The 20,942-nt window shown below is 59.5% G+C and carries 13 protein-coding genes and 7 pseudogenes; 9 read left to right on the forward strand and 11 right to left on the reverse strand.

Annotated features, from left to right (window positions below; translation table 11 throughout):
* Positions 1–8 precede the first annotated feature (8 nt).
* Positions 9–1,548, reverse strand: a pseudogene (locus AU14_RS11535) (bifunctional aminoglycoside phosphotransferase/ATP-binding protein).
* A 226-nt stretch (positions 1,549–1,774) separates the two neighbouring features.
* Here AU14_RS11535 and mrcB point away from each other — a divergent pair.
* Positions 1,775–4,104: pseudogene (mrcB, locus tag AU14_RS23885) on the forward strand (penicillin-binding protein 1B).
* The gene (locus AU14_RS11545) at positions 4,101–4,676 is read left to right on the forward strand and encodes a tetratricopeptide repeat protein (RefSeq protein WP_041340966.1); all 576 of its coding nucleotides are present in this window, start codon (positions 4,101–4,103) and stop codon (positions 4,674–4,676) included. Before mrcB ends, AU14_RS11545 begins: the two are co-directional and overlap by 4 nt.
* A 72-nt stretch (positions 4,677–4,748) precedes the next feature.
* Here the strand turns inward: AU14_RS11545 and AU14_RS21660 are convergent, their stop codons facing one another.
* From AU14_RS21660 to AU14_RS11580, 8 genes and pseudogenes are all read right to left on the reverse strand, one after another.
* On the reverse strand, positions 4,749–4,982 hold the full coding sequence (locus AU14_RS21660) for a hypothetical protein (protein WP_236744021.1): 234 nt from the start codon (positions 4,980–4,982) through the stop codon (positions 4,749–4,751).
* Between the two features lie 2 nt (positions 4,983–4,984).
* Entirely contained in the window at positions 4,985–5,659 is a 675-nt protein-coding gene (locus tag AU14_RS11550) for a DUF4382 domain-containing protein (protein WP_236744022.1), read from the reverse strand.
* 171 nt (positions 5,660–5,830) lie between these two features.
* Positions 5,831–6,751 carry a lipase family alpha/beta hydrolase gene (locus tag AU14_RS11555; RefSeq protein ID WP_041340968.1) on the reverse strand — a complete coding sequence of 307 codons (921 nt, stop codon included), beginning with the start codon at positions 6,749–6,751 and terminating at the stop codon, positions 5,831–5,833.
* 299 nt (positions 6,752–7,050) lie between these two features.
* Positions 7,051–8,330: pseudogene (hemL, locus tag AU14_RS11560) on the reverse strand (glutamate-1-semialdehyde 2,1-aminomutase).
* Positions 8,331–8,343: 13 nt separating this feature from the next.
* Positions 8,344–9,012 carry a thiamine phosphate synthase gene (gene thiE / locus AU14_RS11565; protein WP_201773474.1) on the reverse strand — a complete coding sequence of 223 codons (669 nt, stop codon included), beginning with the start codon at positions 9,010–9,012 and terminating at the stop codon, positions 8,344–8,346.
* A complete protein-coding gene (thiD, locus tag AU14_RS11570; RefSeq protein WP_094191288.1) occupies positions 9,000–9,758 on the reverse strand; it encodes a bifunctional hydroxymethylpyrimidine kinase/phosphomethylpyrimidine kinase in 759 nt (252 codons plus the stop codon). The genes thiE and thiD overlap by 13 nt, the downstream gene beginning before the upstream one ends.
* Positions 9,759–9,818: 60 nt before the next feature.
* Entirely contained in the window at positions 9,819–10,241 is a 423-nt protein-coding gene (gene hemJ / locus AU14_RS11575) for a protoporphyrinogen oxidase HemJ (RefSeq protein ID WP_041340976.1), read from the reverse strand.
* 3 nt (positions 10,242–10,244) lie between these two features.
* Positions 10,245–12,019: pseudogene (locus AU14_RS11580) on the reverse strand (chloride channel protein).
* A 164-nt stretch (positions 12,020–12,183) separates the two neighbouring features.
* Between AU14_RS11580 and argC the strand changes: the two are divergent.
* The 4 genes and pseudogenes from argC (at position 12,184) to erpA (ending at position 14,871) form a co-directional block, all read left to right on the forward strand.
* Positions 12,184–13,221, forward strand: coding sequence for an N-acetyl-gamma-glutamyl-phosphate reductase (gene argC / locus AU14_RS11585; RefSeq protein WP_041343917.1), 1,038 nt, complete (start codon positions 12,184–12,186; stop codon positions 13,219–13,221).
* A 9-nt stretch (positions 13,222–13,230) separates the two neighbouring features.
* Complete coding sequence (locus AU14_RS11590) at positions 13,231–13,971, forward strand: DUF6776 family protein (RefSeq protein ID WP_041343919.1); 741 nt, start codon at positions 13,231–13,233, stop codon at positions 13,969–13,971.
* 87 nt (positions 13,972–14,058) lie between these two features.
* Positions 14,059–14,454 carry a bactofilin family protein gene (locus AU14_RS11595; RefSeq protein WP_236744023.1) on the forward strand — a complete coding sequence of 132 codons (396 nt, stop codon included), beginning with the start codon at positions 14,059–14,061 and terminating at the stop codon, positions 14,452–14,454.
* A gap of 85 nt (positions 14,455–14,539) precedes the next feature.
* Positions 14,540–14,871: pseudogene (gene erpA / locus AU14_RS11600) on the forward strand (iron-sulfur cluster insertion protein ErpA).
* An 85-nt stretch (positions 14,872–14,956) separates the two neighbouring features.
* Here the strand turns inward: erpA and AU14_RS11605 are convergent.
* On the reverse strand, positions 14,957–16,054 hold the full coding sequence (locus tag AU14_RS11605) for an anhydro-N-acetylmuramic acid kinase (protein WP_041340982.1): 1,098 nt from the start codon (positions 16,052–16,054) through the stop codon (positions 14,957–14,959).
* Between the two features lie 5 nt (positions 16,055–16,059).
* Positions 16,060–17,460 (reverse strand): OapA family protein, encoded by a 1,401-nt coding sequence (locus AU14_RS11610; protein WP_094191204.1) that lies wholly within the window; start codon positions 17,458–17,460, stop codon positions 16,060–16,062.
* Between the two features lie 305 nt (positions 17,461–17,765).
* Between AU14_RS11610 and tyrS the strand changes: the two genes are divergently transcribed.
* The 3 genes and pseudogenes from tyrS (at position 17,766) to miaA (ending at position 20,936) form a co-directional block, all read left to right on the forward strand.
* Positions 17,766–18,968 carry a tyrosine--tRNA ligase gene (gene tyrS, locus AU14_RS11615; RefSeq protein WP_041343921.1) on the forward strand — a complete coding sequence of 401 codons (1,203 nt, stop codon included), beginning with the start codon at positions 17,766–17,768 and terminating at the stop codon, positions 18,966–18,968.
* Positions 18,969–19,083: 115 nt separating this feature from the next.
* A pseudogene (gene mutL, locus AU14_RS11620) lies at positions 19,084–19,887 on the forward strand (DNA mismatch repair endonuclease MutL); the annotation flags it as partial.
* 6 nt (positions 19,888–19,893) lie between these two features.
* Positions 19,894–20,936: pseudogene (gene miaA, locus AU14_RS11625) on the forward strand (tRNA (adenosine(37)-N6)-dimethylallyltransferase MiaA).
* The last annotated feature ends 6 nt before the right edge of the window (positions 20,937–20,942 follow it).

Raw genomic sequence — 20,942 nt, forward strand, 5'->3', positions numbered from 1 at the left:
GGTGCGTATCAGCGCGGGGGTAGGCCGAAATGCTGGCGGATCCGGTCGGCGACCGCCTCGGCCACATGTTCCTGTTCCGTCTGCAAATGAATGGTATGGCTGCGCTCTTCCGGCGTTAAGGCTCGTACCAGGTCTGCTGCTCGTCCAGCAGCTCTTCAGTGGCTTCCGAGGCATCTCCGCTACGATTCCGAATCCATTCCCGGCGCAATTCCTCGGGTGCATCGCAGTGCAGCAGCGCGAAAGGCACCGCTAGGTGCTCGGCGACGTCGGCAAACAGCGAACGCTCACGCTCCTTCAGACACGCCGCATCCACCACTACCGGCATGCCTGCCGCCAGCAGCTGACCGGCCAATGTCGCCAGTCGCTGGTAGGTTTGCTCGTTGGCTTCCTCAGTGTAGAGGTTGCCGCCGGTGGGTGACTTGCTGCTCTCCAGCGGCGCGAGCCCATGCATGCGTTTGCGCTCAACGTCGGAACGCAGCCGGATCAGCCGAGGTCACCCGCCATCGCCGAGCAGACAAAGGATTTGCCACTGGCTGACAGGCCGGTTGAGGCCAGCAGGTAAGGGTTGGGGATAATGCTGTAGTCTTCCGCCAGCTGGGCATAGTCGCGGTAACGCTGATGCAGGCTCGCCTTCTCATCGTCGCTGAGGGCGGGATTGCCCAGGGTGAACAGGGCGATCTTCGCGCGAACCATGGCCCGGTAGGCCTTGTACAGCGGCAGCAGGGGCAGGGCTTCGAAATCGTCCCGATACTCCAGGTAGGTGTTCAGGACCAGGTTCGCCAGCGCCTCTTCCTGCCGGGATTCAAGATCCATGAGCAGGAACGCGAGATCGTTGATGACATCGATCCAGCGGAATGGCTCATTGAACTCGATGCAGTCGAAGACCGTGACCTTGCCGTCATAGCTGGTGATGTTGGCTAGGTGCAGGTCGCCGTGGCATTCCCGCACCAGTCCCTTGGCACGGCGCTCGGCGATCAGCTCACGGTGGCGCTCAAAGGTGGTTTCGGTCCAGGCCTCGAGGTTGTCGAGCTGGGCCAGCAGGGCTTTATCGTCAATCATCGGCCGGATCTGGTCGAAGTTCTCCTGCATGGCCGCGTACACAGCTTCCGGCGTCCCTAGCGGCTTGTCATCAGGCACCGGCGGCAACTGTTCGTGGAAGCCTGCAACCTGCCGGGCCAGATCAGTCAGGGCCTCGGGTGCCAGCTCACCCTGTTCCTGCAGGCGATCAAACAGCTGATCTTGGCTGAACTGACGCATTTTGATCACGTATTCGAAGGCTTCGCCGGAGCCACCCAGTACAGGCTGTTCGGGGCTGCCGGTGATGGGCAGAACTTCCAGGTACAGGGGCTCGGCCAGACGGCGGTTCAGGCGCAGCTCTTCTTCGCAAAAATGCTTGCGGCGGGCCAGTGTCGAGAAGTCCAGGAAGCCGAAATCCATGGGTTTCTTGATCTTGTAGGCGAACTCACCGGTCAGGATGACCTGGGAAATGTGAGTTTCGATGACGTGAAATTCATGAACCGGGTGCGGGTACAGGTCGGGATTTTGCATTGCCTGAACCAGCGTGCCTGGGGAAGTCTCGCTCACAGTGTGCTCCTAAAATGCTATGGATAGTGCTCTGGATCCCGCTCCGGACAGCGCTTTGAAAGCGCTTTGAGAGTGTGTTGAGAGAGCCCTGAACCTATTGAATTCTCTGGCCCTACTATAACGGGCGGATTACAGAAATAACACACAGTTGGCCTGCCTTTGGAGCGATCGCCTTCGGTATAATCGGCCCATGAAAAAATCGACCCCTTCCTCCAAGCGCAATAGAAAAACACCCCGTAAATCATCAAGAAACGGTCGCCGCCCGTGGTTCTGGCGATTTGTCTTTCGGGCCAGTGCCATCGGCCTGGTCCTGCTGGCGGGGTGGACGGTCTACCTCGATGCGGTCATAACCTCGCGTTTCGAGGGCCGCCGCTTTGAAGTGCCGTCCCGGGTCTATGCCCGCCCTCTGGAACTTTATGACGGCGCCAGCATCAGCGCCAGCGCCCTGGAGCGGGAGCTGGAGTTGTCTGGGTTCCGTAAGGGCGATGGTTCGCGGGCCGGTACCTATCAGCGCAGCGGCGGGCGTTTTGTCATCAGCACCCGCGGCTTCCAGTTCCCGGATGGAGAAGAGCCCCGGCGCCGGCTGGCACTCACCGTCTACCGGGATCGGGTCGAGAAGTTCTCAGTGCTGAGCGGCGAGGCTTCACCCATCGTCCGGCTGGAGCCGGCACAGATCGGTGGTATCTACCCATCCCACAAGGAAGACCGGATTCTGGTGCAGCTGGAGGAGGTGCCGGCCCTGCTGCCGACCACCCTGATGGCGGTCGAGGATCGTAACTTTTTTGATCACGCCGGGATCGCGCCGCTGTCCATTGCCCGGGCGATGCTCGCCAACATTCGCGCGGGCGAGATTGTCCAGGGCGGCAGCACCCTGACCCAGCAGCTGGTCAAAAACTTCTTCCTGACCCGGGACCAGACTCTGGTGCGCAAGGGCAACGAAGCCTGATGTCGCTGCTGCTGGAGCTGCACTACGAGAAAGGCGACATCCTTGAGACCTACCTGAACGAGGTGTACCTGGGGCAGGCGGGAACGCGCAGCATCAATGGCTTTGGCCTGGCCAGTCAGTTCTATTTCGGGGAATCCCTGCGTGACCTGCAGGAGCATCAGATCGCCCTGCTGGTGGGCATGGTTAAGGGGCCCAGTTACTACAACCCTCGCCGGCACCCGGAGCGTGCAACCGCGCGCCGCAACCTGGTGCTGTCAGAGATGGAAGAGGCTGGCCTGATCGATTCGGTACGGGCCGCAAAGGCCAGGGGCAAGCCTCTTGGCGTCAGTGCCCGTCCGTCATACTCGGAGAACCGGTACCCGGCTTATATCGATCTGGTTCGCCGGCACCTGGCCCGGGATTATCGGGAAGAGGATCTGCGCAGCGAAGGCCTGCGAATCTTCACCACCCTGAACCCGGCCATTCAGAACGCGGCCGAGTATGCGGTGACCGACACCCTGGGCCGGCTGGCCAGTGGCGAGACCGGCGAGGCGCTGGAGGCCGCCATGGTGGTCACCGCAAAAGACAGCGGTGAGGTGCTGGCCTTGGTGGGAGGTCGCGATCCGCAATACGCCGGCTTCAATCGGGCGCTGGATGCCAATCGTCCCATTGGCTCCCTGATCAAGCCGTTCATCTATCTGGCTGCCCTGGAGCAGCCCGAGCGGTACACCTTGATTACCCCGGTGCTGGACAAATCCTTCACCTTGGAATTTGACGACGGCCGCCGTTGGCAGCCGAAAAACTATGATAAGACCGAGCGCGGGGAGGTGCCCCTGCACGAGGCCCTGTCGCACTCCTACAATTTGCCTGCGGTGCGGGTCGGATTGGATATCGGGGTGGATGTGGTCAAGGACACACTGCAGGCGTTCGGCGTAACGTCCTCGATCTCCGAGTACCCGTCCATGCTGCTGGGCTCGATAACCATGAACCCGGTCACCGTGGCGCAGATGTACCAGGGCCTGGCGACGTCCGGCTTCAACACGCCGCTGCGCACCATTCGCGAAGTGACCGATGCTGGCGGGGAAGCGCTGTCCCGCTACAGCCTGGAAGTGGACCAGGTTGCCGATCCGGCCGCCGTGCATCTGGTGCAATACGCCATGCAGGAAACCATGCAGGAAGGTACCGGCAAGTCCGCCTATTACACGGTGCCCGAGGAACTGACGCTGGCGGGCAAAACCGGCACCACCGACGACGGCCGGGATTCCTGGTTTGCCGGCTTCAGTGGGGATTTGCTGGCGGTGTCCTGGGTCGGCCGGGACGATAACGGCCCGACGTCGCTCACCGGCGCCAGTGGCGCACTGCCGGTCTGGTCCCGGTTCATGGCCCAGGTGCCACAGCACAGCTTCTCGCCGGTGGTACCGGATGGCGTCCAGTACCAGTGGGTGAACGCCGAGCGCCAGGCGCTCACCAAGGAACATTGCAACGGTGCACGGCTGGTGCCGCTGATTTCCGGCAGCGAACCCACCCAGACGGTGTCCTGTTCTGGTAACCTGCAGCGGCAAATTAAAGGCTGGTTTGAGGGACTGTTCCGATGAATACGCGTTTTCTGATTTATTCCGCCACGGCGGCGGCGTTCCTGGGCCTGGCGGGCTGCGCGTCCGCACCGGGAGAATCCATCTATGTGCCGGCTGGCGGCAGCAGGGCCGAGGCGCCGGAGCCACCCAAAGCCAGCAGCAAAGAGGACGAGCCGCGGGTTTGGCGCAAGAGCGAGCAGCCGGAAGTGTCTGAACCGGTCGAGCCGGCCCCGCGCAGCAGTTCGCCCAGCTATCGGGATGCCGGCGACAGCCTGTCACCGGCGGCCATCAGCCTGATCCGGGAAGCAGATAACCTGCTGGCCCAGGGCGATGCCCCGGCGGCCATCGCCCGGCTGGAACGGGCCCAGCGCATCGCACCGCGCTCGGCCGAGGTGTATTTCAAACTCTCGGAAGCCTACGTTGCCAGCAATCAGCTGGGTACGGCGGAGCAGTTCACCTTGAAGGGGTTGTCCCTGGCGGGCAGCGATGCACGCCTGCAGCGTTCGGGCTGGTTGTTGCTGGCGGATATTCGCCGGGCCCGGGGCAATGTGGCGGGGGCGGATCAGGCTGAGGCGCGTGCCGCTAATCTGTGAGTCTCGAAAGTGCAAATAAGAAAAACCCCGCTTAAGAGCGGGGTTTTTTTGTGCCAAGCGAACTGTCCATACTCAGGGGGTCAACGGAATGGTTTCGGCCTGCGCCGTTTCTCCGGCAGTTACCGTTACGTTCTGGTCGCCAAAGAATTCGATTGCTTCATCTGTCTCATTGTCGTCTGTCTGACAGCTGTAGCTGACGGTGTATTCCCCTTCAGTCAGAAAACCGGCGGTGTAGGTATAAAGGCTGGTTTCGTCATCCAAGCTCACTGGAATGACGAGCAGTGGGTTGCCTGCGTCATTGTTCACGTTCAGGTCGCTAGGCTCGACATCAGCACCGACAAAAATGTAGGCGGAGCTTCGTAATCACAAGAGCTTGTGGAGTTGATTGTGGCATGGTCCACCAATCCTGTGATCTTGCCCACCTCAAGGTTGTTTACCAGTCGCATGCTAGGCTTCAGCAGATAATTGGCCAGTGACTCGCCTTGAGGGTCCACAATGGATTTATGCACATCGAAATCCACCGTAAAGTCGGTAGAGGTGTCTGCGGCCACGATGAAGTCGCCCTTGAGCTTGAGGCCACTCCGCTCCCCAGACGGCACTGCCAATGTGTAAGTGCTGTCTGCGTCGGATTCGAGTTTGACGAACGAGTTCTGTGTGTCGACGATCAGTCGCAGTTCGGTGTAGTTTCCCGCCGGCACTTCCTCATCGGTGATCAGTGGAGCGCTGACGCCACCTTGCAGTTCCAGCAAGTTCTGGTCTTCAAAGCCATCCAGGGGAAAGCTGATCCAATCGCCGTTTTCCGGCTTGAGTCGGATTTCTGTGAAGGCAACTGTCACATTGCTGAATTCCGTCGCCGGTGCGTCGGTGACCCCAAAGGATACCGTGCCCGTTTCGCCTGAATCACTGCTGCTCCCACCGCCACCGCAGGCAGCAACGCCGGCAGCCAAAGCTGAAATACCAATAAGCCTAAGTGACCGATACATACCAAACTCCTCAATCCGTCCAAAAAAAACATCGACAAGAAATGAGTGCCGATTCTTCTTTTTACTTTAGCGACATGTTGAAGAGATAGGTAGGAGTGTTACGCAAGCGTAACAGTCAGGACAGATTGGCATGCCGGGTCGGGAGACGACCCGGCGAGTTCTTTAGTGGGCTTAAAGACCGACGTTTTTCAAGCGGTTGGCGTGCTGTTTGAAGACCGTTTTCGGGTCGGTCTCAAACAGGCTGTGCAGGCCCAGGGCCTGATTCACCTCATCCAGATGGTTCATAAAGTAGTTGTCGCGAATCACCTTGCCGAAGTGGTTGCTGCAGCGGCCAACCAGACCGTCATTCTGGCTGAAGCCAAACGCCAGGCTGGTGGTGCCCAAAAGGGCATCGGACGGATCCAGTACGTTGGTCAGCACGCCAGTCCCGCCCCAGGAGTAGAAACGAATGCCATTGGCAGAATGGGCGCCTTCGCCACAGGACGTGGTGGGCATGCCCGCCGGGGCAAAGCGGTTGAATTCCGCGCTGCCTTCAGAGGTCAGGGAATACAGGCTGGAGCGCAGATCCTGGCTGTAGCCGCCACCGGAGATCAGGTCAATCAGCCCACCCAGGGCATTACCCAGTGATGCTGCCAGACTCTCCGCCGGAGAACCGTAAATCAGGTCCGCCACCGGCGATCCTTTGTGGGGTGAGCCGACGGACGTTACCGAGGCCACCAGGTCTGGCCGTACCCGCGCAATGTAGCGGGCGGTTGGGCCGCCGTGGCTGTGCCCCACCAGATTGACCTTGCCATACACCGCGGCAATGGCCTGCACCTGAGGCAATAGCGCTTCACCGCGGGCAATGGTGCTGTCCAGCGCCGGGACTTGCGTGGTGTAAACGTCGGCGCCGTATTTGCGCAGATCTTCAGCCACGCCGTACCAGTAGTCGACACCGGCAATGGAGTCGAAACCGAACATGCCATGGACGAGAACAATCGGATACCGGGTGTCGGTATAGTTTGAGGGAGTTGAGTTCCACCACCAGGCGGCGGCGGGAGCTGACCACGCCACAGCGCAGGCCAAAGCCATCACTTTGATCCAGGATTTCATTGTCGTTCCTACAGTTTGATGTTGTGTTTGTTATTCAAACTGCCCCGACGGGCTAGGTACTTGCGTGCATCCGTGCGCTGACTACGTTGTTGTGATTGTTGAGTCGTTACCGTCAGAGCATCTCTTGCGAGATCTGAGCATAATTTGATCAGTTTGGTGTGTAAGTCAATGCGACAGGGCGAGATAGCGGGGAGTTCTGGGGCGGGTTGTGACACCGGTCACAACCATGGCCCGCGATGACACGTCAGAAGCGACGGTCATGCGGGCCGGTGCGGATGTTGCAGTTAACGCATGCCGGGTTAGAGCGTAGCCATGACCTTGTGCGCCGCGTTTATCGTGTGCTCGATATCGGCATCTGAGAGCGCGGCGGTGGTGAAGCCGGCCTCAAACGCCGACGGCGCCAGGTAAACGCCCTCTTTGAGCATGCCCTGGAAGAACTTCTTGAAGCGCTCGACATCGCAACCCATGACCTGATCAAAGCGGGTTACCGATGCTTCGCTGGTGAAGAAGAAACCAAACATGCCGCCTGCACTCTGCACGGCAAGGGGAATACCGGCGGCGTCGGCAGCGGCCTTGAAACCATCGCGTACGGCGTTGGTCTTCTCGGTCAGCCGGTCGTGGAAGCCCGGTTCGGAGATCGCATTCAGCGTGGTCAGGCCTGCACGCATGGCCAGCGGGTTACCGCTGAGGGTGCCGGCCTGGTACACCGGCCCCAGCGGGGAGATGTGTTCCATGATTTCGCGCTTGCCACCAAAGGCGCCGACGGGCAAGCCGCCGCCGATGACCTTGCCCAGCGCGGTCAGATCCGGTGTTACGCCGTAATATTCCTGGGCGCCACCACGGGAAACCCGGAAGCCAGTCATCACCTCGTCAAAGATCAGTACCGTGCCGTGTTCGTTGCAGACTTCCCGCAGGCCTTCCAGAAAGCCCGGTACCGGTGGGATGCAGTTCATGTTGCCGGCAACCGGTTCAACGATGATGGCGGCAATCTCGTCACCCATCTTGGCGAACGTCTCGCGCACGCTGTCGATGTCGTTGAAAGTCAGGGTCAGGGTGTGTTCCGCCAGGCTGGCGGGGATGCCCGGGGAATTGGGTACGCCCAGGGTCAGGGCGCCAGAGCCAGCCTTTACCAGCAGGGAATCCACGTGGCCGTGGTAGCAGCCTTCGAACTTAACGATCTTATCCCGGCCGGTGTAACCGCGGGCCAGTCGTACCGCACTCATGGTCGCTTCGGTACCGGAGTTGACCATGCGCACCAGATCAATGGATGGCACCAGTTCACAGACCTTCTTGGCCATGTCGGTTTCGAGCGAGGTGGGTGCGCCGTAGCCAATGCCCAGATCGATCTGGCGTGCAGGGCCTCTTTGATCCGAGGATGTGAGTGACCGAGGATCATCGGGCCCCAGGAGCCGATGTAATCGATATAGCGGCGGTCGTCCTCGTCGTACAGGTAAGCGCCTTCGGCGTGCTTGAAGAACACCGGAGTGCCACCCACGCCGCGAAAAGCCCGGACCGGGGAGTTCACACCGCCGGGAATGTATTTCTGGGCTTCTTCGAACAGAGTTTCGGAGTGTGTCATGGGCTGGGTCCTGTTATCTGGAGATTGAAAAAAGTGGATGATGTTCCTGGAACAGGCGGGTAAAGGCCCGGGCGCGCTGTTCGATGTCTGCCGGGCTGCCGCCGAAAACGCCGCCGACCACCGCCAGCATGTCCGTGCCCGCCAGAATCAGCGGGGTACCGTTGTCCACGGTGATGCCGCCGATCGCCGTTAGTGGGCGCTGAAACCGCCTGGCGCTTGTCAGTACCGACGGGCTGGCCGCCGGCGCATTGGGCTTGGTGCCCGAATGGTAGAAGCGGCCAAACGCCAGGTAGCTGGCGCCGGCGTCGCAGGCCTTTTGCGCCAGCTCCAGATCAGCGTGACAAGTGATGCCGATGATCGCGTCTTCCCCTAGTACCTCCCGGGCCTGGCGATGAGAGCCGTCGGTCTGGCCGAGGTGAACACCGGCGGCGCCAATGCGTCGGGCCAGTTCCACGTCATCGTTGATCAACAGCGGCACACCGGCATTCGAGCATATCGCCTGAAGGTCCTGGGCCTGGCGGAGTCGGTCCGGCATGGGCGCTGACTTTTCGCGATATTGTATCAAAACAGCGCCACCACGCAGAGCCGCGTCCACCGAGGCAATCAGGGATTCCGGGGGTGTCAGCTTGCTGTCGGTAATGGCGTAAAGCCCGGGCTGGAGAATATTGCTCATCGTTCCCACGCAATGCCCCGATCGGGGACTGGCTGGCCTTTGCCCACATCAAGGGCGTGCAGGATGGCGCGGTTAACGTAGTTCTGGGCCTGGGAGATGGCCGCCCGAGGCGACAGGCCACTGGCCCGGCCGGCGGCAATGGCGGCGGCGAGCGTGCATCCGGTGCCATGATATTCACCACCCACGCGCTCGATTTCCCAGGTCATCGGGTCAGGGGCGTGGTTGAACAGGGTGTTGACGATGTGCGGCCCGGTGCCGTGGCCACCGGTCGCCAATACTGATTTGCAACCGGCGTCGAGCAGGTTCTGGGCCGCCTGAGCCGGATCACCGTGGTCACCCAGCATGCTCAGTTCGATGCCATTCGGGGTGATCATTTCGGCCATGGGGAACAGGCGCTGTTTCATTGCGGCAATCAGTTCGTCATCGGCAAGGTCGCCGCCACCGGCAGCCTTGATCACCGGATCGGTAATCACTGGAATGCCCGGGTGCTGGGCCAGAAACTCCACCAGTACATCGACAATGGCGGCATTGCCGAGTGCGCCAGTTTTAATGGCATGAATAGGGGCGTCGTCGGCCACACACTTCAGTTGCTTCCGGACCAGCTCCGCATCAACGGCTTCGGCGCCGTACACGTTGGTGGTGTCCTGCACCGTCAGGCAGGTCAGCACCGGCAGTGGGTGACAACCTAGCGAGGTCACGGCCTGAATATCAGCCTGGATGCCGGCACCGCCCGAGGGGTCCAGGCCGGACAGGATCAAAACCTGAGGTCGGGTATAACGTTTGATGACTTGGCTCCTTAGAAGAGTCTTTTAAACCTAGAAAGGTCTGACAACGGCCAGAATAACAACGGCCAGCAGAACAAACACCGGCAATTCGTTAAACCAGCGGTAAAACACGTGGCTGCGGGTGTTGCGGTCGTCACGGAACACCTTGACCAGATGGCCGCAGTAAAAATGATATACGACCAGCAGCGCGACCAGCACCAGTTTGGCGTGCAGCCAGCCCTGGCTGGCATACCCGGACGGATTGTAGCCGATCAGCCAGAAGCCAAAGATTAGCGTGGCAACCATCGAGGGCGTAGTGATGCCCCGATACAGTTTGCGCTCCATGATCTTGAAGCGTTCGCGGCCGGGCTCGTCCTCGCAGGCAGCGTGATACACGAACAGCCTGGGCAGATAAAAAATGCCGGCGAACCAGCACACCATTGAGATTATGTGGAAGGCTTTCACCCACAGCATGTATCAGCTCCGTCGGTATTGGTAATGGCTTTCGATATCGGATTTCAGCACCACGCCGTAAACCCGCTGGATCATCGGTGCGACATGCCTTTGTACGTAAAGAGCCTCCGCATTGGTTGTATCGAATTCGTTCAGGGCCTCTTCCAGCGTGGCCTGATACTGCACCGGCGCCACGTCACGGCGGTTGGCCGGGATGTTCATCAGGTCCACGGCTTCCGGCTCCCCGGATTCATCTTCAGCCTTGGGCCGTTCCGTGTCCTCCAGGTATCGGGCCAGATCCACCGCGGGCAGAAGGGCCGTGGGCCCGTTACTGCCTTCGACAATCAACCATTTCGGTTCCGATTTCAGGACCCGATGGGCTTCTTCGACCGTCAGGTGGCGTTCAGTGCGGAGAATGCTCCGGTCCATGATGGCGCCCACGGAAACCCGCCTCAGGGCCTGGGTAATTGGTGAATTCTGATAGCTCAGGCCCTGGCTCTTCAGGATGGTCAGGAACAGCGATTTTTTCCCGAAGGCCTCGCTGGTGACCAGGCTGGAGGTGGTAATGATCAGCATGCCGGGCAGAATGATGTTGGGGTTGCGGGTCAACTCCATCAGTGCCATCAGCGCCGCCAACGGCGCCTGCAGCACAGCGCCCATCATCGCGCCCATGCCCAGCATGGCGTAAAGGCCAACCGATGATGCCTGCTCCGGCAGGATCTGGGCGCCGACCAAGCCCATGGCGCCGCCCAGGGTAGCGCCCATGAACAGGGTGGGACCAATAACCCCGCTGGGCATGCCCAGGCCGATGCTGAGTGAAGTGATCAGCAGCTTGGACACGCCAATGCCCAGCAGCAGCCAGAAACCAAGCTGGCCGTTGATGGTCTCGTTCACTGTGTCGTAGCCGATACCCATGGTTTCCGGCATCAGGATGGCGAACGGCACCATCAGCAAACCGGCCAGGGCGATCCTGAGCATAACCGGACGGTTCTGGTGGCGCCCCATCACTTCTACCACATGAATAAAGATCGCTGCGGCAATGCCGATGATGATCGCGATTACCAGAACCCAGGGGATTTCCAGCAGCGAGTTCATGGTCAGGGCCGGTACGTTAAAGGCCGGTTCCGAGCCGTAGACGGCCTGGGTGACAATGGCAGCACTCACCGCTGCAGGATGATCGGCGTAAAGCCGGCGATGGTGTACTCCATCATCACCACTTCCATGGCGAAGATGACACCGGAAATGGGGGTGTTGAATGACGCCGAGATTGCTGCGGCGCAGCCGCAGGCCACCAGGGTGCGGATGCTGTTGTTGGGCAGGCGCATCCACTGGCCCATCAGGCTGGAGAAAGCGGCACCCAGGTGCACGGCGGGGCCTTCACGGCCCGCCGATTGGCCAGTCACCACGGTGGCCACGCCGGCCACAAACTGGACCACGGCGCTGCGGAAGGGGATGTAGCCCTGGTGATAATTCAGGCGTTCCATGACGTGCACAATCCCGACCTTGCGGTCCTGGGTCGCCAGTCGGTGGAGCATGAAACCCAGGATCAGGGCGCCGGTGAGCGGCAGCAGTCCCCGGGTCAGCAGGTCCAGTTCTTCAAAGGATTCTGAGCCATCGCCGGGCAGGAAGTGTTCCAGGGGCCATTCGATGGCTAATCGAAACACCAGGATGACACCGCCGGTGATCAGTCCTGATAACAGGCCAAGCACAGCCAGCTGCGGCAGGGCATCAACACCGGATAGCCGGCGTCGGAAAAGCGGGATGAGTTGCTCGGTAATCTGATGCCAGAGTTTTTGCATGAACGCCGGAGTTCCGGTTAGGTGCGATGGGGTAACAGCGCCTTTTGGACAACATTGTAACGGTCGCCCTGACAGCTGCAATAAGTCCTTGGTTTATCATGGTAGACTACGGGGTCAATCCTCCCATCCCCGAGATGACGTCACTGGAGACGCTGGAGAATAAGGTGATAAAAGTAGGCATCGTTGGTGGCACCGGATATACCGGTGTCGAATTGCTGAGAATTTTGGCAGTTCATCCGGAAGTTACCGTAAATTGCATCACTTCCCGGTCGGAGGCAGGTATGCCTGTTGCCGACATGTACCCGAATTTACGCGGGCATTACGACCTGGCCTTTTCCGAGCCGGAAGCCGACGTGCTCAAAGCTTGTGACCTGGTGTTTTTTGCCACGCCCCATGGTGTGTGCATGCGCATGGTGCCTGAGCTGATGGCAGCGGGTGTGCGGGTGGTTGATCTGTCGGCCGACTTCCGTCTGAAAGATCTCGATGTCTGGGCCAACTGGTACGGCATGCCCCACGAGAGCGCGGAGTGGGCGGACAAGGCCGTTTACGGTTTGCCGGAGGTGGCCCGTGGTGCCATTCGCGAAGCGCAGCTGGTTGCCAATCCGGGTTGTTACCCGACAGCCGTACAACTTGGCTTCCTGCCGCTGCTGGAGAACGAATTGGTTGATCCGGCCCGCCTGATCGCCGACGCCAAGTCCGGTGCCAGCGGCGCCGGCCGGCAAGGCAAGATCGGCATGCTACACGGCGAAGTGGGGGAGAGCTTCAAGGCGTACGGCGCCTCGGGCCACCGTCATCTGCCGGAAATCAGGCAGGGGCTGGCAGGTGCGGCCGGAACCGACGTTGGCGTCACCTTTGTTCCGCACCTGATCCCGATGATCCGTGGTATTGAGGCCACGCTCTACGCCGAGCTGAAGAATCCGGCGGATTTCGATCGGCTGCAGAACCTGTTCGAAGCGCGCTTCAAGGACGAGCCGTTTGTTGATGTCATGCCGTTTGGCAGTCACCCGGAAACACGCAGTGTCCGGGGTGCCAATCAGTGCCGCATGGCGCTGCACCGGCAGGAGCAGAGCAATATCGTTATCGTCTCCTCGGTGATTGATAACCTGGTGAAGGGCGCAGCCGGACAGGCGGTTCAGAACATGAACATCATGTTTGGCCTGAAAGAAACGCTTGGGCTGGAAGCCCCGGCACTTCTGCCATAGGGAGCGGTGGTGATCCAGGATCAAAAGCCCGAGCACGAGTATGTGGTGATTCGCCACCGGCCAGGTTACCGGCTGCGGCGCACCGCCATACTACTGGCGTTTTCCATCATCGCGGCTATTGCCGGGTACGCCACCGGGCTGTCCCAGGGTGGCTTTCGTTCCTCCAGCGCTGAAGCGACCATGCAGGTGCTGGAAGAAGAGCTGGACTCGCTTCGAACCAAGTACACTGAGGCGCGCCAGCAGGTCATTAATCTTGAGCGAGGCCGGGCCATCGACGGCCAGGCAATGAAGCAGGCCCGGACAAGCATTGTTAAGCTGGAAACCCGGATTGCATCACTGAAATCGGATCTGACCTTCTATAAAAACATCATGGCCCCTTCAGAAACCAGCAAGGGGCTTCAGGTGGACAGCTTTACGCTGGCCCCCGACCGGCAGCCCGGCGCCTACGACTTCAAGCTGGTGCTGACCCAGGTGGGTAATAATAAAAGCTATATTTCAGGCGTGGTGGCGGTTAACGTCATCGGCCTGCGTGACGAAGAGAAAGAAGTCATCGCCTTGCGCGACCTGTCTCAGGATATTGAAGACCTTGGTGTAAAATTCCGCTTCCGCTATTTTCAGGATGTGGAAGGTGTGCTGGCGCTGCCAGACGGATTCGAACCGATCGAAATCCAGGTGGTGGCTCAGGCTGAGGGGCGAAAATCCTCACAGGCCGAACGAACATTCGACTGGGATGACCTAACGGAGAAGTAACATGTTTGGAAATAAAAAACAGAAACCGCGCCGCGCCTCAGGCCATTTTGACACCCTGATCTCGTCCCGCACCCGGTAGATGGCGACGTGCAGTTTTCTGGCGGTTTGCATGTGGATGGCCACGTCCATGGCAAAGTCATTGCCGAGGAGGGCAGCGATGCCGTCCTGAGGATCTCGGAAATTGGTGAGGTCTCTGGTGACATCGTGGCGCCGCACGTCATCATTAACGGCACCGTTCACGGTGATGTCTACGCCTCCGCTCATCTTGAGCTGGCGGAAAAAGCCTCGATCAATGGCAACGTCTATTACAACCTGATCGAAATGGCGATGGGGGCCTCGGTTAACGGTAACCTGGTGCATCAGCGCGAGCCAACGGGCCTGCTGACCAACGACCAGGGCCGGTCCAAATCCGGCAGTCAGCCCGAACCTATCGCGACTGGAGAATTGGCGACTGACACCGCCGATGGTGGAAAGTCCGAATAGTTGATTGTTTTACTCAGGAATACCATAATCGCCTGAGTCGTAACCACGTAATCCGGAGGCAAACTTGAGTGTAGTCCAGCAACAAATGGCCGCCCCGCTGTTCTTCAGTGACAGCGCTGTTGCCAAGGTGCGGGAGCTGATTGAGGAAGAAGAGAACCCCAATCTCAAGCTTCGTGTGTTTGTCACCGGTGGTGGTTGCTCGGGCTTCCAGTATGGGTTTTCGTTCGACGACAGTCAGGACGAAGAGGACACCGTGGTAGAAAGGGATGGTGCCAGCCTGCTGGTCGACCCGATGAGTTATCAATACTTGGTGGGCGCCACCATTGAGTACCAGGAAGGACTCCAGGGCTCACAGTTTGTGTTCAGAACCCGAACGCCAGCTCTACCTGTGGTTGTGGTAGCTCGTTCTCGATCTGACGACGGCAGGCAGGTAAGACACGCATTAAAAAAGGAGAGCCACTGGCTCTCCTTTTTTGTTTCTGGCATCAGCAAAGCCAGAATGTCAGGCATGATGAATTGCACCGAGGATTCTTGGGCCCCGCGCGCCAGTCACTTCCGCCAGATTGCCGGGCTGCCCCGCTAGTGACTGTTGCGCCAGCCACGCAAAGGCGACCGGCTCCACCCATTGGGGGTTAAGTCCCAGATCACTGGTAATGGCCAGAGGCGCCGGGCTCAATGCCTGTTCCAGTTCCCGCATCAGCACCGGGTTCCGGGTACCACCGCCGCAGGCGTACACCCGTAGGGCCGGAACTTCCGGCAGCTGCTGAACGATGCTGGTGACTGTGAGTTGCAGCAGGGTTCGCTGCACATCTTCAGCCGGCAGATCGGGGTGTCGGCGAACCAGGGTTTTTACCCACTCCAGGTTAAACCGTTCCTTGCCGGTGCTCTTGGGAGCCGGGCGGGAGAAATACGCGTCTGACAGCATGTCGTGCAGCAAGGCCTGATTTACGGTGCCTTCTTCGGCCCAGTGGCCGTCGGCGTCGTAAGGCAAGCCGGTCTGGTTCAGACACCAGGCATCCATGAGTGCGTTGGCAGGGCCGGTATCGAACCCGGTCACTGGATTGCCGTCGTCCGCGGGTATCCAGGTGATATTGGCAATGCCGCCCAGGTTGAGAATGCACCGGTCCTCGGTGCCGGAATTGAAAAATGCCTTGTGAAACGCCGGTACCAGGGGCGCGCCCTGGCCGCCCGCGGCCATATCCCGGCGCCGGAAATCAGCCACGGTGGTGATGCCGGTCCGCTCTGCGATCACTGACGGGTTGCCAATCTGGATGGAAAACGGTGCCGAGCCGGTCGGCTGGTGCCGGATGGTCTGGCCGTGGCTGCCGATGGCACGAATGGATGTGGGCGATACCTCGGAGGCTTCAATGACCTGGCAGGCGGCGTCGGCAAAGAGGGCGCCGGTCAGGGTGTCCAGTTCGCCAATCTCATCGGGCGTGCCCTGGTTCTGGCTGACAGCCAAAAGCCGGTGTCGAAGATCGTCCGGGTAATTCAGGGTCTGGGAGGCGTGTACTTCTACTGAGTGACCGTTGAACGACACCAGCACGGCGTCAATGCCGTCCATGCTGGTGCCGGACATGAGTCCGATCCAGGCATCCATGCCTGTTATTCGTCCGATGCTAGAGCAAGTTGCTGAAAGTTCTCGCGAAAGCCATTGAACTGCGCCAGCCGCTGTTCGGTATAGCGCTTGAACCGCGCCATTTCTGAGGCAGGCACCGGCTTGGCATCCGGCAGCTTGACCGTGCGGGAGTTGCGCGGGGAGCCATTCAGGCGGAATTCATAGTGCAGGTGCGGACCCGTGACCATGCCGGACGAGCCAACGTAGCCGATGGTTTCACCCTGTTTCACCCGCGCGCCTTTCTTGATGCCTTTGCCCAGGCGACTCATGTGTGCGTACAGGGTAGTGATGTTGTCGCCGTGCTGCAGAATAACGGTGCGGCCGTAGCCTCCCTTCCAGCCGGAGAAGCGCACTCGGCCAGCGCCTGCAGCCTTGATCGGTGTGCCTGTTGGCGCGCCGTAGTCGGTGCCTTCATGGGGCCGGACGACATCCAGTACCGGGTGACGGCGCTGCAGGTTAAAGGCAGAGGACACCCGGGCGTTGATCGGAGTTCTCAGGAACGCCTTGCGCATGCTCTTGCCGTTCGGGGCGTAGTAGTCGCTGTCACCGTTGCTGTCGGTGTAGAGCAGGGCGGTGTTGTCTTCGCCACGGTTCACAAACCGCGCCGACAGGATGCGGCCGGTGTCGAATTTCTTGCCGTCGAGATACAGCTCTTCGTAAACCACTTCGAATCGATCGCCCTTGCGGACATCGTAAACGAAGTCGATTTCCCAGCCGAAAATGCCAGCCAGTTCCATGGTCAGGCGGTCGTTCAGACCGGCTTCGCGAGCGGACAGGTAAAGGGAGCCATCGATGGTGCCGGATGCAAAGGCCGGGCGTGCCTCCGGTTCCCGCATAACGGTCTGGCCGGCAAAGCCATCTTCCCCTTTTTCGATTTTCAGGGATTCCAGCAGGCTGCGTTGCAGTTCAACGGCCGCCAGATCGCCGGCTTCGTCGATGGCAAACCGGATGGTCTCGCCAGCGTACAGGCGCTGAAGTTTGTCAGCTTCGCCTTCGCCGTGAATAACAGAGAGCATGATGCCATCGTTAAAGCCGGCTTTCTTGAATAAGGAAGACAGTGTGTCGCCGGATTTGATCTTGTAGGTCTGCCAGTCGAGCGCGGGCTCTGCGACAGGGGCCGGTTCGGTCACCTTGGCCTGTTGTTCGTTGGCCTGTTGCTCGGTATCCGCCACTGGAGCCTGTTCTTCAACCACTGCCTCGGCCGGCGCTTCGGGCGCAGACGCTTCCACGGTGCCATTATCAGACACCGTGCCCTGCTCCAGATCCAGCGCATAGGACATTCGCTTGGCTTCAACCGGGGAGCTTGGGCTCATTAAAATGGCAGCAGTCACTACAACGGTGGCAGCGGCGGCAATGGTAAGGTGTGTTTTGGGAAACATATTCAGCACGTATCGCACCCGTTTTAATCGGTATTCCGGTAGGTTGAACTACCTAATTAAAGCTGTTGTTCAAGTATAGACAAACAGATTACCGTATAAAATGCATGCGGGACAGCGTGGAACATTACGGTTACTGCTCCATCCTCCGGATTTCTTCGGGTGGCATTGCTATAATACGCCGCCCTGCCCAGCCAGAGTTGCTCAAAAACTAGGCAAATCTACTGTAGCAGGAGTGCAGGTAACTCACAGATTTCTTTTGTAGAGGTCTGTAACTGTCAGAATCCATCTAGGTAAAAACTGGGGACGTGTTGTTCATGGCATCTATTGATGAGGCGTTGGCCGTAATCAAGCGCGGCGTTGACGAGCTTATTCCGGAAGAAGGGCTGATCGAGAAATTAAAGGAAGGTCGCCCGCTTCGAATCAAGGCGGGTTTCGACCCCACCGCCCCGGATCTGCATCTTGGGCACACCGTCCTTATTAACAAGCTAAGGCAATTCCAGGATCTCGGTCATGAGGTGATGTTCCTGATTGGGGATTTCACCGGGATGATCGGCGACCCTACCGGTAAAAGTGCAACGCGTCCCCCTTTAACAGAAGAGCAGGTTGCCCAGAACGCCGTCAGCTATAAAGAGCAGGTGTTCAAGATTCTTGATCCGGCCAAGACCCGAGTCATGTTCAACTCCGAATGGATGAGCAAGATGGGTGCGGCGGACATGATCAAGCTGGCGGGCCAATATACGGTGGCGCGGATGTTGGAGCGTGATGATTTCACCAAGCGCTACCGTGCCGAGCAGTCCATTGCGATCCATGAGTTCCTTTACCCCTTGGTACAGGGTTACGACTCGGTGGCCATGGAAGCTGACGTTGAGTTGGGTGGTACCGACCAGAAGTTCAACCTGTTGATGGGGCGGATTCTGCAGAAAGCCTACGGCCAGACGCCTCAGGCCATTCTCACTATGCCAATCCTTGAAGGGTTGGATGGTGTCCAGAAGATGTCCAAGTCGTTGGGCAACTATGTGGGTGTGAATGATTCCCCTGGTGAGATGTACACCAAGCTGTTGTCCATGCCGGACGATCTGCTGTGGCGTTACTTTGAACTGCTGAGCTTCCGGCCGTTGGCGGAAGTCGATGAGTTCCGCAAGGCAGTAGAAGGTGGCGCCAATCCCCAGGACTATAAGAAGTTGCTGGCGGAAGAGATTATTACCCGTTTCCATGACAAAGAGGCGGCCGAGTCTGCGCACAAGTCTGCTGGTAACCGGGTGGCGCTTGGTGCGATTCCCGATAACGTACCTACAGTAGAAGTGTCGCTGGACGGGCAGTCGGAAATTCCGATGGCTTCGGTACTGCGCCTGGCGGGTCTGGTGAAGAACGGTGCGGCGGCCCGGGATGTTCTCGGGCGTGGTGCGGTCTTTGTTGATGGCGAGCAATTTGAGGGTGATCGCCTCTTTAAAGAGGGTGATGACTGTGTGGTGCAGGCCGGAAAGAAGAAGATTGCGCGGGTAGTGATCACTGCGTGATCGATTTACGGCGATTTTAAGTTTTTTTCAGAATCGCCGTTGACAGCTCGGAGCAGGTCTGTAGAATGCGCATCTCTTCTGAGGGACAAGCCACTGACACAGCGGCTACCGAAGGGCAGGGCATGCCGCAGGGCGGTGGCCAGGGCTATCCGTATTCCGGGCACCTCAGGGGCACCCGCACTCGAATTCCCAGCCCCAGCAGGAATGGCATGCCAGCGATCAGATGGCGTTTTACAGTTCGCTGAACGCCGGTGGTGGTGTCGAGGCGGGCACCCCGGCGGCGCCAAGTGCCGGGGCGGAGGCGATGCCAACGCCACCCATGAACGGCGATGAAGAGCCGCCACTGGGTTATGCCATAGCCCAGCTGCACGGCATCTACATTCTGGCGCAAGGGCGCGCTGGCATGATTGTTGTGGACATGCACGCGGCCCATGAGCGCATCACCTACGAGCGCATGAAGCGTGCCCTTGCGGAACAGGATCTCAAGAGTCAGCCCCTGTTGGTGCCACTGTCTATGGCGGTGAGTCAGAAAGAGGCCGCGTTGACTGAAACCCATGGCGATGATTTGCGCCAGCTGGGCTTGCAGATCGAGCGTATTGGCCCCGAGACTCTGGCGGTCCGTCAGGTTCCGGCGCTTCTGCGTGGGGCCGATAGCGAACAGTTGGTTCGGGATGTCCTGGCTGACCTGATCGAGCATGGCCAGAGCGATCGGGTTGAAGCAGTCACCCACGAGCTGCTGGGAACCATGGCGTGCCATGGTTCGGTGCGGGCCAATCGCCAACTGACGATTCCGGAAATGAACTCACTCCTGCGAGACATGGAAGCCACGGAGCGCAGCGGCCAATGCAACCATGGTCGCCCGACCTGGACCCTGGTCACTCTGTCGGAGCTGGACAAGTTGTTCCTGCGGGGGCGCTGATCGGCCATGACTGTGCCAACGACTGACGCCGCGCAAAAGCCGCCGGCCATTTTCCTGATGGGGCCGACGGCGTCGGGTAAGACCGATCTGGCCATTGAGCTGTGCAAGCGCCTGCCCTGCGACATCATCAGTGTCGACTCGGCGATGATCTACCGGGGCATGGATATTGGTACCGCCAAGCCTTCCGCTGACGAACTGGCGCAAGCCCCACACCGGCTAATCGATATTTGCGATCCTTCCGACACCTACTCGGCCGCAGATTTCCGGACCGATGCGCTGGCCGAAATGGCCAGAATTACCGCGGCGGGCCGGATTCCATTGCTGGTCGGCGGCACCATGATGTACTTCAAGGCACTGATCCATGGCATGTCCGGGCTGCCGGCTGCCAGCCCCGAGTTGCGGCGTGCACTGGAGCAGGAGGCCGAGCAGCGGGGCTGGCAGGCGCTGCATCAGGAGTTGCAGGCGCAGGATGCTGTCGCCGCCGGGCTGATTCACCCCAATAATCGTCAGCGTTTATTGCGGGCGCTCGAGGTGATCCGGCTGACCGGGAAGCCGATCTCGTCATTCTGGAAGGCAGAGAGTGGAAGTTCGCCCCAAAAGCAAGGCGATGCAGTGAGGATTACACCTATTTCACCCAATGGCAGGCAGACGAAGGGGGTTCCCTTCCGTATACTGTAGCTCAGCTTGCCGTGGCGCCGTCCGAGCGGCGGACGCTTCACGAGAGGATCCAGCAGCGCTTTTTGAGCATGCTGGATGCCGGTTTCCTCGATGAAGTGCGTGCGCTGATGAACCGGGGTGATTTACACCCTGATCTCCCTTCCATGCGCTGTGTCGGTTACCGTCAGGCCTGGGCCTATTTGTCCGGTGATGACGAGTACGATGCCTTTGTCAGCAAGGGAGTCGCTGCGACGCGCCAATTGGCGAAACGACAGTTAACCTGGTTGCGGAAATGGTCTGATGTGGACTGGCTTGATAGCGAGGAAAAAGATATCGCTGGGGCTGCCTTGAAAAAAATCATACTTCGCACCACATTTAACTCTGAAATTTGACGATCT

This window comes from Marinobacter similis, from assembly GCF_000830985.1.
Lineage (GTDB): Bacteria > Pseudomonadota > Gammaproteobacteria > Pseudomonadales > Oleiphilaceae > Marinobacter > Marinobacter similis.

Excerpts from the sequence above, each read along its gene's own strand:
- AU14_RS11550 (WP_236744022.1), bottom strand. The coding sequence starts at position 5,659 with ATGTATCGGTCACTTAGGCTTATTGGTATTTCAGCTTTGGCTGCCGGC.
- AU14_RS11545 (WP_041340966.1), top strand. The coding sequence starts at position 4,101 with ATGAATACGCGTTTTCTGATTTATTCCGCCACGGCGGCGGCGTTCCTG.
- AU14_RS11605 (WP_041340982.1), bottom strand. The coding sequence starts at position 16,054 with ATGGATGCCTGGATCGGACTCATGTCCGGCACCAGCATGGACGGCATT.
- tyrS (WP_041343921.1), top strand. The coding sequence starts at position 17,766 with ATGGCATCTATTGATGAGGCGTTGGCCGTAATCAAGCGCGGCGTTGAC.
- AU14_RS11555 (WP_041340968.1), bottom strand. The coding sequence starts at position 6,751 with ATGAAATCCTGGATCAAAGTGATGGCTTTGGCCTGCGCTGTGGCGTGG.
- hemJ (WP_041340976.1), bottom strand. The coding sequence starts at position 10,241 with ATGCTGTGGGTGAAAGCCTTCCACATAATCTCAATGGTGTGCTGGTTC.